Raw genomic sequence first — 13,453 nt, 5'->3', positions numbered from 1 at the left:
AAGGGGCTGTCTCAAATGCAAGTAAGGAAACAACCTCAGGGACAAATGGGATAGCTCAAAAAACGAAACACAAGAGTCAAGCGATCCGTTTTCGCTCAGCTCTTGCGTTTTTAACGTCTAGCGCTGCCTTCTTGAGCAGATTGTGAGAAAGGGAAAGCCACCCGACCTCAAGACTCATCATTGGGCACCCCGAGACTCCGGCTGGTTGTTATTCAGTAAACGCGTGTCGATTGCGACGAGCCGTTCGCTCTATGCCATCAGCGATTACTTTGTACAGTTGGTGCGGCAGATCGTGTCCCATACCTTCAACCAACATGAACTCAGCGCCTGGGATGGCAGAAGCCGTGTCCTCCCCACACGCCGGGACGAACAGGGGATCGTCTAGCCCATGAATGACAAGTGCCGGTGCTTTTATGGTCGTCAGCCGTTGACGACGGTCACCGGAGACAGCGATCGCAGCAATTTGTCGTCCGACACTGACTGGATCGTAGGCTCTCCGGACTTCCTCCAGAATGAGTGCCTGATAAGCGTCTTCTTCAAACGGATAGCTAGTGCCGGCGATGCGTTTGGCAAATGAGAGGCTGTGCGCCAGAAATCCTGCTTCATCCTCAAAGGGATTAGGCGTCGGTTGAGTCATCATCGCCATGATATCTGGGGAAGCTTGCGGAAGGGTAGGATTACCGGAACTAGACATAATGGAGGTGAGGGATAAAACTCGTTCAGGGTACTCACTGGCGGCAATCTGGGCAATCATTCCGCCCATCGACCTGCCAACGAAATGTGCCCGGTCAATGGAAAGGGCGTCGAGCAGTTCGATAGCGTCGTTGGACATGTCATCGAGAGTGTAAGGGATGTCCGGTCGCTTTCCTGACTTGAGAGCAGTCGCCAGTGCGTCAAAATCCAGCGCCTGATCATGGCTAAAGTGTGCCGAGTGACCTACGTCTCGATTGTCAAAGCGAATCACGCGAAAGCCCCGCTCAGCTAATATCCGACAAAACGGAACCGTCCACCAAGCCCAGCGATTAGGATAATAGCCTCGTCATTTTCGTTACCGAAACTGTCATAGGCCAGATCAACGCCATTGACTTTCAGAATGTTCATGAATCATGACTCCTCCAATTCATTCGGTATCAGAAGTTCTGCCACAGGTAGAAGGAATGAAACTTCGATCGCTGCAGTCCGATGCCCGATACCGGCCTGATAGCTTTGATGACGTCTTCGGGTTCAATAAGCTCCAAATGTTTTCATTCATATGTTCACTTCAGGAAATGCATGAGCGGCTAATCTTTTGACATGGTTTCTGATATCAGGTGTCCAGTCATCAATGAAGTAGTAAAAACGATCCAAATCACCAGCATACAGTGCCCGTAGAGCTTCTTCGTATTGAGGGAAGTTCCCCGCCATAGCTGTCATAAAGGTATAGGTTGCTTCTTGTGATTTTCGGATATTGCTCTGAATATCTCCAGCACGGCGAGCCTCATCAATGAGTTTTCGTAAGGTTACCGAAGCCCCTCCAGGTTGACTCTTGAGCCATTCCCAATGCCGTGGCAATAACGTAACTTCACCGGATACAACCCCAAGCTTGGGTCGACCGACTCGGCGTGTAAGCGGATTATTTCCTTCTTTATTGGGTAAGTCATCAAACTGTTCTCCTACTCGTTTGAGCACATCATCTGTCTTCCCACGAAAATCAACATCTACTGGCTTCCCCGTGGAATCGTCAAATAAAAGCAACTGTGTGAGGTCTCTGTCATCCAGAGCATCCTTCACGGTAGTAACAACGTGCTGTAACGAACCACTGGCGACGACTCTCACACCCAAAAATGCCGTACAGGAAATGCGCGTTAGGACATTACTCATGCTGACCTCCTCTCTAACTGCCTCACTAATTATACCCGGATAAAATTAAATAATCAATATTACCCGGGTAAAATAAAGTAATTATTCAACGATTCCCTTGTGCTTTATATAATTGAATTTTTGGGTGAGCAAGGTAAAATAAGGATTTGATAGAAAACGATTTGTTATAGGGTGTGTTTCAAAAAAAGGGCAGACACGGTCAAGTGCCTGCTTTTCATTTATCGTATGCTGTCTACAAGAGGTGTGTTGCATGCACGCATGGGAAGCGATCCAGAAGACCTTGAACCATATCGAAGACCATATCAGCGAGGAGACTCAAGTCGAAGAACTGGCGGAAATCGCCATGCTGTCGCCGTTTTACTATCAACGGTTGTTCACGCGGTTGGTCAAAAAGCCGGTACGGGAGTATATCAAACTGCGCCGCTTAGCCAGAGCTTGCTGCGTGTTGCGTGAGAAAGAAAACCGGATCCTCGACGTTGCGGTGGAATACGGTTTTTGCAGCCATGAGACCTTTACTCGGTCGTTCAAGGATGCCTATGGAATCACCCCGGCGCAGTACCGGAAAAGACCTATCGGTCTCGATCATTTTGACAAACCCGATTTGCTGCTGAACTATGTCATGATCGACGAGGGTGTGCCGCTAGTCAGCGACGGGCTCGTGCTGGAAATGAACCGAAAGACCCTTGAAGAACCGATAAGTTTTATGGGGAAGAAAGGAAATTATCCCTTTGTGCATGGCAAGATGCTCGGCGAAAGGCCCGGCGTTTCCCCATCCATTGAAATTTGGAACGGGTTTATCCAGGTTCTGCAGGAGATCCCGCATCTCTCCGGTGGGCGTCAGATAGGCGTATGTTATAAAGGTGATGCGCCGGAAGGGCACACCTCGTACTTTGCTGGAGTAGAGGTAGAATCGGGTAGAGAGAGTCCCCGTTTCGCAAGCTGGCGGCTTCCCGCGAGAGAATACGTCGTCTGCGGATTTGAGGCAGAGGATTTTGAACAATTGGCGCCCGCTGCTTTGGGCAAGGCGATGAAGTACACCCGGTTATGGCTGAAGAAGCACGGTCTGATCGCGGACGGCTTTTTCCCGGAGCTGTATTACCCAAGCTCGCCCGACACCGCCTATATGGAACTGTGGATCCCGTTCAAGCAACGAGATGAATAGACTAAGAGACAGCGACGAAATCGGAGGAATGATCATGAACAAGTACAATGAAGCCATGAAGCTGCTGGACAAAAGATTCGGCAATGGCAAAGACAATGGGGTTTCCTTAGCGACCATCGGGCATGATCCGAATGTGGATGGTAAACCCCGCCCCGCTGTCCGCAACGTGGATGGCTACTATGAGGACGGTGCGTTTTATGTGGTTACCTACACCAAGTCCAACAAAATGGACCAGATTGAGGCGAATCCCGCGGTTGCCGTCGCCATCCATTTCGAATGGTTTTTCGCTAGCGGCATCGGTGAGAATCTGGGTTGGGTACGCGACGGAAAAAACGCGGAGATGATGAAGAAAGTACGTGCCGCTTTTGCCCAGTGGTATGGCAATGGCCACGTCAACGAAGAAGACCCGAATACATGCCTTCTGTGCGTCCGCCTTACAGAGGGTTCAATCCTTGACGAAGAGAATGCGAATGGCGAGGTCCGGTATCACATTGATTTTGTTAACAAAACGGCGCAGTAGAAAAAGGAGAATGTCCCATGCGGCTTAAAAGCATGCTCGCTACGATGCAAAAGGACGGCATCCCTGAGGATACGAGAACTCATTTTGAACAAGTCGTTCACCAGTATCGCGGAGGCGAAGCCGAGATGAAGTTCGTTGACAAGATGGACGAGCTTCTTACGGAGGAACAGCGCCTTTCGATCTGGGAGCGCAATGGCGGGTGCCGGCTCGGACGGCGCAATCAGGAAGCCTTGGCATTTCGATCGGAACACGTAGACAAGACGCTCGCGGAGAAGGTTGAACGGCTCAAGGGTACCCGGTATATGAGTAACGTTAACCTGAACGAGGACGGAACGTTAACCGCCGGCAATGGCTGCCACCTCTGTGTACTCAAACATAGGAAGCCGCCATACACCGCGTCGTCTACGGTATTTGGTTGCTCCGCCGGAGGCGCCCTGCACAATTACAAAATTGCGCTGGGCGCCAAGCTGAAACTGAAAGCGATCGACTCGTTCCTGCTCGATCCGGATGCCACCCAACCCTACTCGTTTACTTTTGAAATCGTAGAGTAAGATAACGAAAATGGTTTTGAATGAACGGGCTCCGATCCGCCCCCTAAAACCATACATATACTTGAATTACCGTCATTATATCCACACACACAAACAGGACTGCCCGATTCCGAGCAGTCCTGCATCTATTCTGTAGTCGTACCCATTACCAACTTATACTCTCCATAAGTAGTCTGTATCGGTTTCATCATACTTCATCATACCAATATTCTGTAAAACTTTTTGCGAAGGAATATTATCTTTTTCAGTTTCAGCAATAACGGATAATACTCCTTCTTGCTCAAGTGCCCATTTTACGGTTTCTCTAATGGCTTCGGTTGCATATCCTTGGCGCTGATACTCTTCATCAATACCATACCCGATCTCTACCTCGCCTTTTTCATTAGGAGCTCCTTTGAATAATGCACCTCCAACTATCTTGTTCTCTTCTACACTAATAAATTTCCGGAGGCGATACCATAATCTATCCTTTTCATTATTCAAAGCTAACCAATAAAATTCTTTTGCAAATTCTTTATCGAACTCATTTGGTTTACTTCTTGCAAGACCTGCATTCTTTTCAAATTCTTCCGCGCCAATGCCTCTTGTTAATAATTCCATATCGTTTTGACACCCATCTCGATGAAGAAATTGGAAATTCCTTCATCGAGACAGCTCTATAAGTCTAGTTCTCTTCGACTGGTTGCTGAACATGTACTTCTATTGACCCATGAAGGGGTTTTCTATATGATTTTTATGATTCCGGGAAAATAATGCCATATAGATGGAGGGATTCATTTTGGATTTATATCCTTTTTCAGACGAACAGGGCTACACAGGTTTTATTGATAAGAATGGGGATGTGAAAATCCCCTCTGTTACACTACGAATTGTTGAGGACTTTCATGAAGACAGAGCTGCGGCAAAAACATATTCGAATAATAAGTGTGGGTATATCGATTTTAATGGGGAGTGGGTTATCGAGCCCAAGTATGACTTCGTAGGACCATTTGTAGAAGGAAGAGCCATAGTAGGATTACGAAATAGAAAAAATAATGAAAGAAAATACTATATAATTGATCGCTCTGGGGAAATAGTATGGGACGTACCGACTAATATTATTATTGAACATAAGAAATGCCCTAACTTAATACCAATAAGTAACGGTGATAAGTGCGCTTACACGACACCAACAGGAAAACTTGTAACAGATTATGAATTTTATGATGCATATCCTTTCAGTGATGATGTTGGTTTAGTTCAACTTAGTAAAGCAAACCGTGATGGTAATTATGAATGGGGTTACCTAAATAAAGATGGCACAATTCTAAACAATGCATCCCTTACCGCTAGTCGTGCTTTCTCTTTTAATGAAGGATTCGCCCGACTGCAATCTAGAGTAGGTGTAGAGGACCGTTACTATTATATAAATAAAAATGCTGAACGCATGAATGATCTTCCTTTTAGCTTGGCGGGTTCATTCTCCGAAGGAAGAGCATATGTAAAGGGTGCTGGTAAGGGAGCTGGAGTTTGGTATATAAATACTGAGTTTCAAGAAGTGCTAAGCCCGGACTACAAATTTTCTATCTATAATTATTCGAACGGACTTGTAGTAGTTAGAGATAATAAATATGATTTATATGGTTATGCTGATCGAAGTGGTAAGGTTGTAATTGAATGTAACTATAGTAATAACAAGACTATGTCTTTTAAAAATAATTTGGCGTATGTGGTTCGCGAAAATCGTCGAAATTATTTTTCAGGATCACGGATAAGATACATTAATTATTCTGGTGAGACGGTTTTCGAGATGAACAGAGAAATGACCCCTCATAACTTGTCTATGGGTTGATTGGAATGGGAAATCGAGTCTGTAAAATAGATTGTGTAAATTCCCAAACCCAGTAAAATGGGAATCAGAGAAAGGTGGGGGAACACATGGGAATGTGGAGTTAGGAACAGCTTCGAGTGTTCATCAAGGAGAACAACGTAGTGACAGCTCAGGACGCCCAGAATGCCCTGAAAAACTTGTTTGCCGACACGTTGCAGGAGCTGCTGGAAGCGGAGATGGACGAACATCTGGGCTATGAGAAGCACGATGTGTCAAACAAGAAGACGACCAACAGTCGTAACGGCAAAAGCAAGAAGCGGATCTCGAGCGAGTATGGGGAACAGGAGATCACCGTTCCACGGGATCGGCAAGGCGAGTTTGAGCCGGTGGTGGTGAAGAAGCATCAGACTCATGTGACGGGCATTGAGGAGCAGATCATTGCCCTCTACTCCAAGGGTGTTAGCACCCGAGAGATCCAGGATCACTTGCAGAACGTGTATGGCCTCGACATGTCACCCACCTTTATTTCCAATGTGACGAATAAGGTTCTCCCGCTGGTCAAGGAGTGGCAGAATCGACCGCTCCAGAGCGTATACGCCGTCGTATTCCTGGATGCAATTCACTTCAAAGTCAAACAGGACGGGGCCATTGTGAACAAGGCTGCCTACTTGGTCATCGGCATCGACCTGGACGGTAACAAGGATGCGCTCGGCATGTGGGTAGGAGAAAACGAGTCTGCTAAATTCTGGCTGAGCGTCCTGAACGACTTGAAGAACCGTGGCGTACAAGACATCCTATCCTCATCACCTGTGTGGACAACCTCACGGGTTTTTCCCAAGCCATCACTGCCAGCTACCAAAGACCGAAATCCAGAAATGCTTCATCCATCAAGTCCGCAACTCCACGCGTTACGTGTCCTACAAGGATTTGAAGAACGTCACCTCGGACCTCAAGCCCATCTACAAAGCGGCAACAGAGGATTTGGCTCGTCTGGAACTGGATCGCTTCGAGGAGACGTGGGGAGCCAAATACCCGCTCATCATCCGCTCCTGGCGCGCGAACTGGGACGAACTCGCCACCTTCTTCAAGTATCCCCCCGAGCTTCGCAAGCTGATCTACACCACCAATATGATCGAGAGCTATAACCGCCAGCTCCGCAAGGTTACCAAGGGTAAGAGTATCTTCCCCAGCGATGAGGCGCTCATCAAAATGCTCTATCTCGTTACGATGGACGTCACACGAAAATGGACGGGCCGGGTGCAAAACTGGGGACAAATGCTCCTCCAGCTTTCCGTATTCTTCCCCGACCGGATCGGCCAGCACTTACCGTAAGAGGTTCATTCTCCCCTCTGGGAGAATTTCCTATATCAAGTTTACACGATTATTTAAGATATAGCGTGGAAAGCAAGAATATCAGAATATGAAATTTTTAATCTGCAAAGTATGCTATCTTTCCATTATAGTGTGGGAAACTATTTTTGAGGGAGTCTGAACACTTATGCTATCTTCCCAGAGTAGGGTGGAATTTGAGATAAGTATTGTATTTTACCTTAATAAGCGATAATTCTTTTTGTAATATAATAGTAAAAACATTATCTATGCAAGTCAATCAAAACAAGTTTGCGGTATAGTATTTATATAATGTACGCTCGTAGGGACGAACTGTGTTCGTTCACGGATGGTCGCAGACCGTCCCTACATGGGGATGTGGATTATTTATATTAGACGAAAGCGAGAGAAGAAAATGGAGCAAGGTACAATGACTTTCCCAGAAAATGAATATTCTTCGATTGTTAACCGATTGAATCAGGGAAAGACTTGTTATACAACAAGAGTATATAAAGAATTGGGTATATACAGAGAAGGTGTGAAATATAACACTCCGTGGAATCAAACTATTGTTGTGATTCAAATACAGCAATTCAATAAAATTGCAGACCACCCTTTTTACAAGGAACTAACTCCGGCTCAACGTGAAGAAATCTATCGGTATTCTGAGAAAGCTGACAAATCTTATGAACTAATTGCCTTTAAACTTATTGAAAAATAAATGTGATAAAATTTTAAAACACCCGATAATAAGCATTATGTTAAACTTAATTAATCGTTTACAAAAGACTATTGACAGGCCTCTAAAACAGGACTGCCCGATTTCGAGCAGTCCTGTATCTTTTAAAGATTAGCTCATTTCCTATATGAGCATTTTGCATAAAGGGCACCCTAAGTGCGCGCGTCATAGGGATGCCTAGATGAAAATCATTTTATTATTGCTGAAGTTACTATTGGGAATTAGGTAGTTTAGTAAAATGCTTTGTATCGTCTCGGGTAAATCGGAAATCCGCAACTCGCTAGATGGTTTGCAAATAAGCCTATAATCACCTTTAGGATCTTGCTCATCCGAAATATCAAAACGATACAACCCTTTTTGAGCGATTTTTTTGCATTCTTGCCAATATTCATTTCTGGGGAGACTGGGTGTTTCTTCACTAAATGTAACTTCTTCTTCAAGGTTGGGATTGAGATTCTCAAAAAACTCACACAAGGTATCGAGTTTCTCTCTGGATTCCCTTATAAATTCAGGAACCCTCTTACTTCCGCCCGATGTAAATCGAGCAATTCTACCCGTTTCATCCATACCATACCATTCTATATCTTCAACCTCTAAATCGATTTCTGTTATTTCCATCGTTGCCTCCAAACAGCCTATTTAAAGGCGACTACTGCGCCCATTTTTCAAACAATACTATTTTTACAGGACCATCCATATATTCTTTTGTTATTTGATAACCGTGTTTTTTGTAAAAATAGTGATTTCGTTCTTTATCAGCCAGTGCTTCTAATGACCAGTGTTTTGCTTGCGGAAACTGATTTTCCATAAAAGTCATTGCCATCTGCCCAATCCCTTTATTCTCGTTTTCAGGAACAACGCATAAGCAATTTAGGTAAAAATCATCATCGCTTTTTTTCGTTATACTGATATATCCAATCATATCTCCGTATGCCTGTATTTTATAAACGATTCTTTCTTGAACTGTTTTTGTTATGCCTTCCACGGTGTTGTTATAACCGCGACTTTCTCCATAGTTAAGATAGTCTTCATAAAAACTTTTATTTTTCACTTCAATAATGTCTTTTACATCTTCAACTGATGCTTTTTCAATTGTAATATTCAATATTCCCACACCCCCGACCCTCTGTATAGCTAAGTGCTTATTTTACTTATTAAATTGCGATCCACCAACACACTCCAAATTTATCAAGAACAGTCGCACAACATTTGCTCCACGGAACTTCCTGAATGGGATGAATAATAACACCGCCATTACTCAAAATCGTAAAGGCATTACGAACCGCTTCTTCGCTTCCCATCTCAAAAACATTAAACGTCATGGTTTCCCATTTCATTTTGTGAACGATGTTTATGTCACAAGGGTTTGCAGCTTCGCTCAATGCTAAAAAACCTTCCCCATTTACGGATAATTCACAGTGTGCATAAGCAGTTTCGGTATCATCTTTCACTTCAAATGTAATTTCTGCGCCAAACGCTTTGCAATAAAATTCTGCCGCCTCGAAACTACTTTTCACATAAACCTGAGCATAATTTTTCATAGTTCCCTCCTGCACATAATATAAATTATATATATTTAATTTATAGTTAATATTATACAAATTATTCCTCAATATCACAATCTCACTTCGAGCCGACTTGGCTCGAAGTTCCTTTTACCCGGAAGCCTACATCGAACAAGAAATAGATGTTAGGATTATCATATCTATTGTTATTTCGAGTTCGATTCCTATCATCCTCATTTACCTTTAGGTCAGACTTACTGGGGTATGAAAGAATCAGAAATGAAAGAAATGGAACTCGCATTGAGAAATGCATTAGCACCTTCTCCGACCTTTTATGTAACTTACGTTCGGGTGTATAAAGAAATTGAACCTAACAAATACGTACCATTTGAAGATATCCAACTCGCTATTTAACCGCCTTATCGAAGGCGGTTTTTATTGTGGAAAGCTTCCGAAGTCCCATACGCTCAGGCAAGCCGAGATCAACCGGCTGCTGGATAGTAGAGATGAATCCCACAATGACCAATTTCTTAGAAGCGACCTTCTTTTAGTCCCCCGTTATCGACTTGCAATACGTGATCGTATTTATTTAAATTCTCTGGGGTAATGTCATGCGTTACCTCAATTAAAACATGCTGATTGTGTTTCAATAAGTAATCTAGGATGACTTTCTTTGAGTTTAGATCAATACCAGAAAAAGGTTCATCCAACAAGTTGATGGGATAATCCAGATTAATCAAACGCAAGATGCTGATCATCTGACGCTCGCCGCCGCTTAATTCTTCAATCGACTCAAACAGAGTCAAGCGCGTTTGCATTTGCTGGGGCAACTGATGGAGTAATGCTGAAACTTGCGGTTTTAGAGGGAAACTGCCAAAAAGGGTAACGTTCTCTGCAAAATCCGTAGCAAATAAATGTTCCTTTTGCTGCAAGGTAAACATGGATTGACGGCGTTTCTCCCGATCGGCAGGTCGACCGTCGATCAAAAAGGTTCCTGCTTGAGGAGTCAATTCACCGTTTATCAACCGCAATAAGGTCGATTTGCCGGCTCCGTTGTGACCAATAATGGCGTAACTTTTCCCAGCCTCAAACTGCTTTTCTTCTATCTGCAAATGATGACCCTCACGAGTGTATCGTAAATTTCTGATAATAAAGCTATCAATTGGTAAAATGGCATCCGTATTTTTTGGCATATCCGATAGCTTCAAATGCTCCTCCATGTCGGATACGACATCTCTGGAAGAGTTCAAAACATTGATGCAGCTTAAAACATTACTCATGGAGCCAATGAGTTTTCCCGTATACAACAACGCAGCACTGGCAGCGCCAAGGGTGATATTCCCCTGAATCAAAAGCATACCGGATACGGCAAACACCGCCAGGTTCATGACGTTTGTACCGACACTGTTCACCATGTCGCTTATCACCCGAAATCGTCCAAAGATGAAGCGTTTGTTCTCTGCATCCACTAAATGGTCTTGATGCCGTTTGAGAATCACCTCGACGGTTTTGGGAGAAATGTATTTATACCCCGATAACAGATCAAACAGCAAGCTGTTGTATTTTTGCAGCCCTGCCAAATTCACTTTTCTAAGTCTTGCCAACGTTTTTTGGGTTAAAATCGGCAGAAGCGATACCACCACGGAGAAGACAACGACTACCGTTGTAATGCGTATATCCAAAACAAACAACATGCTGGCACAGAAAATGAGCAGATTGACAATGCTTTTGGTCAGATCTATATTCGCGCTTACATAGTCCTCATCTACTGCATCCACATTATTATCGATTATACTGAGGTAATCCGCAGGCTTCTCTTTTTGGAACTCTTCGGGTATTTTAGAAATAAACTTCGAGAACAAGTCCTGCTTGATCAAGACTTTAAACTCCCGACTCAGCCTCCATTCCCATACGCGATTAAGATACTCAGACAAAACATTCAATAAGACCAGGCACAAAAAAGCTAAGAACAAGGTTCCCAAGTAACCCCATCCTTTTTGATAATTGTCAAACAGCTTCTTGGTCATCAACGGGAATAAAGACGAAGTCATAGAGTAACCGCCATAAAACAAAAAACCGGCTATAATGGTCCATTTTAATCGGTATAAGTACTTTTTCATAATAAAACCCCTATCACAAATAAAATCAACATAAAGATTGTTTTATTAAACATAGCTTTTTCCATACGACTTTTCCTCACTGAAAAACAAAATTATGTAAATAATTCCTTAAACTTGTTTGTAGTATAACCTAATTGGGACATCTATGTTGTACTATTACGAAATTTCGCAAAATACTAAAGGAGACTCAATAAATGGAACCAGGAACCCCTATTAGAGAAAATCAAAAATCTAAGAGTATGACTTTACAAGAGTTATCGGAAGGAATCATTCGTTTTCGACTCTGGGTTCATTTGAACGAAATAAACCAATGATCAGCTTTTACAGTTTATTACTACTATCCAACGATGAAATGTTACCAAAGCTTCGAGAGGCGTGCAGGCACTTTCAGGCGCCTGCCTATATACATTGAAGTGACTATGATTCCGTAAGACAGCGGTTCGGTCTGCTCATTGAGCAACCTCCGTCTGGTTGCCCACATCGTCAACACGATATGCTATTCTTATGATATTTGGGGCAATCCGATTAAAGAAACTGAGTCGGTTAACAATCTTTTCCGATATTCAGGTGAATATTGGGACAAGACAACTTCGTTGCAGTATTTGAGAGCACGATGGTATGATCCTGATATGGGGCGGTTCCTTAATGAGGATACATATGACGGGGATATAAACAACCCAACCAGTCTCAACTTATATACCTATGTAGGGAGTAATCCCCTAACCTTAGTAGATCCCTCAGGTCATCAAATTTATGCAATTGGATCAAATAAAAATGGTTATACACTAATTTTCTCTGATCGATTAATCGAGAATGTAAGAGCAGCTTACGGTTTTTTCCCATGGATTGGATCATACTTAACTGATGCAGTAGATTAGGAACAGCAATAGAGATTTATGGTAAAGTAACCGAGAACCTGAAGAGTTCGGGGATATTGGCAAAAATTTCAAAAATAGTTGGAAAGGCGGCAACTGTTTTATCATTAGCATCAACTGTTGAGGACTTTTACCAGGCTAACACATATAAATATTATGAAGTTGACAAATATATTGGTGAATTTTTGTTCATTCAGGCAGATAGCAAAGGGGAATTATTGGCAAAGTATTTATATGCAAGAGAGAGTATGCTTCTACTGATGAAAGAAGGGAAGGTTGAGAGGGGGCGGAATAAGTATGGTGTTACGTGGGCATGGGATAAGGATGCAATAAAACAATTAAGAGAAGAAATAGATAGAATTAAGAAGTGATTGAGGAGATGATTCCATAAAAGAAATAATGATTTGGGCAGTAGTCTTTTTGATTATAAATATTTTAGTTTTTCTAAAATTCTCAGTTGAAGGATACAGTACCAAATCGATTAAGTCAATAATGATCGGAGTAAATGCAGCCTTTGTGCTGTTGGCCTTTTATTACTTTTTCGTAGATAAATAGAACGAATGATATTTGAGGTATTATTGAGTTTAATCAAAAGGGGTGATAACCTCCTATTAATGAACTGCACCCCGTCATGATTTAATTGACTCTTAAGTAAAGTCGGGAATAAGAAAGTTGTTATGAATTGTATTGCACCACAAGTGACTCCCCTCGCTTGTGGTTCTTTTTATGCCTTCACTGTGTTGATGATGACATGGTTAAACATCAATCATATGTATACCAGCAGCTTGTCTTCTGATCTTAGCTTAAAATGGGTCTGTAAAATAGATTGCGTAAACTCCCAAGCTCAGTAAAATGTGAACTAACGAGAGGTGGGAGAACAAATGGGAATGTGGAGTAAAGAACAGCTGCGAGCTTTCATCAAAGAGAACTATGTAGTGACCGGGTTCATTTGAACGAAATAAACCAACTTAAGAATAGTTAA

The 13,453-nt window shown here is 43.0% G+C and carries 13 protein-coding genes and 2 pseudogenes; 8 read left to right on the top strand and 7 right to left on the bottom strand.

Annotated features, from left to right (window positions below; all coding sequences use genetic code 11):
• Nucleotides 1–208 precede the first annotated feature (208 nt).
• Both BN2684_RS10150 and BN2684_RS10145 read right to left on the bottom strand, forming a co-directional pair.
• Nucleotides 209–988 (bottom strand): alpha/beta fold hydrolase, encoded by a 780-nt coding sequence (locus tag BN2684_RS10150; protein ID WP_392389012.1) that lies wholly within the window; start codon nt 986–988, stop codon nt 209–211.
• A gap of 260 nt (nt 989–1,248) precedes the next feature.
• A complete protein-coding gene (locus BN2684_RS10145) occupies nt 1,249–1,860 on the bottom strand; it encodes a DUF2239 family protein (protein WP_058302053.1) in 612 nt (203 codons plus the stop codon).
• A gap of 250 nt (nt 1,861–2,110) precedes the next feature.
• Here BN2684_RS10145 and BN2684_RS10140 point away from each other — a divergent pair, with 250 nt between their 5' ends.
• Genes BN2684_RS10140 through BN2684_RS10130 form a run of 3 tightly spaced genes read left to right on the top strand, consistent with a single transcriptional unit; the run spans nt 2,111 to nt 4,093 of the window.
• Complete coding sequence (locus tag BN2684_RS10140; protein WP_058302052.1) at nt 2,111–3,022, top strand: AraC family transcriptional regulator; 912 nt, start codon at nt 2,111–2,113, stop codon at nt 3,020–3,022.
• 34 nt (nt 3,023–3,056) lie between these two features.
• Nucleotides 3,057–3,542 (top strand): pyridoxamine 5'-phosphate oxidase family protein, encoded by a 486-nt coding sequence (locus tag BN2684_RS10135; RefSeq protein ID WP_058302051.1) that lies wholly within the window; start codon nt 3,057–3,059, stop codon nt 3,540–3,542.
• A 17-nt stretch (nt 3,543–3,559) separates the two neighbouring features.
• Nucleotides 3,560–4,093, top strand: coding sequence for a hypothetical protein (locus tag BN2684_RS10130; protein ID WP_058302050.1), 534 nt, complete (start codon nt 3,560–3,562; stop codon nt 4,091–4,093).
• Nucleotides 4,094–4,246: 153 nt separating this feature from the next.
• On the opposite strand, the gene BN2684_RS10125 is transcribed toward BN2684_RS10130, so the two are convergent.
• Nucleotides 4,247–4,693 (bottom strand): GNAT family N-acetyltransferase, encoded by a 447-nt coding sequence (locus tag BN2684_RS10125; protein WP_058302049.1) that lies wholly within the window; start codon nt 4,691–4,693, stop codon nt 4,247–4,249.
• 178 nt (nt 4,694–4,871) lie between these two features.
• Between BN2684_RS10125 and BN2684_RS10120 the strand changes: the two genes are divergently transcribed.
• The 3 genes and pseudogenes from BN2684_RS10120 (at nt 4,872) to BN2684_RS10110 (ending at nt 7,953) form a co-directional block, all read left to right on the top strand.
• Nucleotides 4,872–5,924 carry a WG repeat-containing protein gene (locus BN2684_RS10120; RefSeq protein WP_058302048.1) on the top strand — a complete coding sequence of 351 codons (1,053 nt, stop codon included), beginning with the start codon at nt 4,872–4,874 and terminating at the stop codon, nt 5,922–5,924.
• Between the two features lie 116 nt (nt 5,925–6,040).
• Nucleotides 6,041–7,235, top strand: a pseudogene (locus BN2684_RS10115) (IS256 family transposase).
• Between the two features lie 412 nt (nt 7,236–7,647).
• Nucleotides 7,648–7,953: a hypothetical protein gene (locus BN2684_RS10110; RefSeq protein ID WP_148449939.1), complete on the top strand. Its 306-nt coding sequence runs from the start codon at nt 7,648–7,650 to the stop codon at nt 7,951–7,953.
• A gap of 195 nt (nt 7,954–8,148) precedes the next feature.
• On the opposite strand, the gene BN2684_RS10105 is transcribed toward BN2684_RS10110, so the two are convergent.
• The 4 genes from BN2684_RS10105 to BN2684_RS10090 form a co-directional block, all read right to left on the bottom strand.
• Nucleotides 8,149–8,589 carry a hypothetical protein gene (locus BN2684_RS10105; protein ID WP_058302046.1) on the bottom strand — a complete coding sequence of 147 codons (441 nt, stop codon included), beginning with the start codon at nt 8,587–8,589 and terminating at the stop codon, nt 8,149–8,151.
• Nucleotides 8,590–8,620: 31 nt separating this feature from the next.
• Entirely contained in the window at nt 8,621–9,085 is a 465-nt protein-coding gene (locus BN2684_RS10100; protein WP_199825311.1) for a GNAT family N-acetyltransferase, read from the bottom strand.
• Nucleotides 9,086–9,125: 40 nt separating this feature from the next.
• Entirely contained in the window at nt 9,126–9,512 is a 387-nt protein-coding gene (locus BN2684_RS10095; RefSeq protein ID WP_058302045.1) for a VOC family protein, read from the bottom strand.
• A gap of 494 nt (nt 9,513–10,006) precedes the next feature.
• Nucleotides 10,007–11,596, bottom strand: coding sequence for an ATP-binding cassette domain-containing protein (locus tag BN2684_RS10090; protein ID WP_058302044.1), 1,590 nt, complete (start codon nt 11,594–11,596; stop codon nt 10,007–10,009).
• Between the two features lie 497 nt (nt 11,597–12,093).
• Between BN2684_RS10090 and BN2684_RS25360 the strand changes: the two are divergent.
• Together BN2684_RS25360 and BN2684_RS10085 are read left to right on the top strand one after the other, a co-directional pair.
• Nucleotides 12,094–12,343 (top strand): annotated as a pseudogene (locus BN2684_RS25360) (RHS repeat-associated core domain-containing protein); the annotation flags it as partial.
• A 187-nt stretch (nt 12,344–12,530) separates the two neighbouring features.
• Nucleotides 12,531–12,842, top strand: coding sequence for a hypothetical protein (locus tag BN2684_RS10085; protein WP_058302043.1), 312 nt, complete (start codon nt 12,531–12,533; stop codon nt 12,840–12,842).
• Nucleotides 12,843–13,453 lie beyond the last annotated feature (611 nt).

Source organism: Gorillibacterium timonense, assembly GCF_001457415.1.
Classification (GTDB): Bacteria; Bacillota; Bacilli; order Paenibacillales; family NBRC-103111; genus Gorillibacterium; species Gorillibacterium timonense.
Note: the sequence above shows the minus strand (reverse complement) of the source record. Positions and strands in the feature narration are given on the sequence as shown.

Coding starts and splice junctions, on each gene's coding strand:
- BN2684_RS10145 (WP_058302053.1), bottom strand. CDS start 1,860: ATGAGTAATGTCCTAACGCGCATTTCCTGTACGGCATTTTTGGGTGTG.
- BN2684_RS10140 (WP_058302052.1), top strand. CDS start 2,111: ATGCACGCATGGGAAGCGATCCAGAAGACCTTGAACCATATCGAAGAC.
- BN2684_RS10135 (WP_058302051.1), top strand. CDS start 3,057: ATGAACAAGTACAATGAAGCCATGAAGCTGCTGGACAAAAGATTCGGC.
- BN2684_RS10130 (WP_058302050.1), top strand. CDS start 3,560: ATGCGGCTTAAAAGCATGCTCGCTACGATGCAAAAGGACGGCATCCCT.
- BN2684_RS10125 (WP_058302049.1), bottom strand. CDS start 4,693: ATGGAATTATTAACAAGAGGCATTGGCGCGGAAGAATTTGAAAAGAAT.
- BN2684_RS10110 (WP_148449939.1), top strand. CDS start 7,648: ATGGAGCAAGGTACAATGACTTTCCCAGAAAATGAATATTCTTCGATT.
- BN2684_RS10105 (WP_058302046.1), bottom strand. CDS start 8,589: ATGGAAATAACAGAAATCGATTTAGAGGTTGAAGATATAGAATGGTAT.
- BN2684_RS10095 (WP_058302045.1), bottom strand. CDS start 9,512: ATGAAAAATTATGCTCAGGTTTATGTGAAAAGTAGTTTCGAGGCGGCA.
- BN2684_RS10090 (WP_058302044.1), bottom strand. CDS start 11,596: ATGAAAAAGTACTTATACCGATTAAAATGGACCATTATAGCCGGTTTT.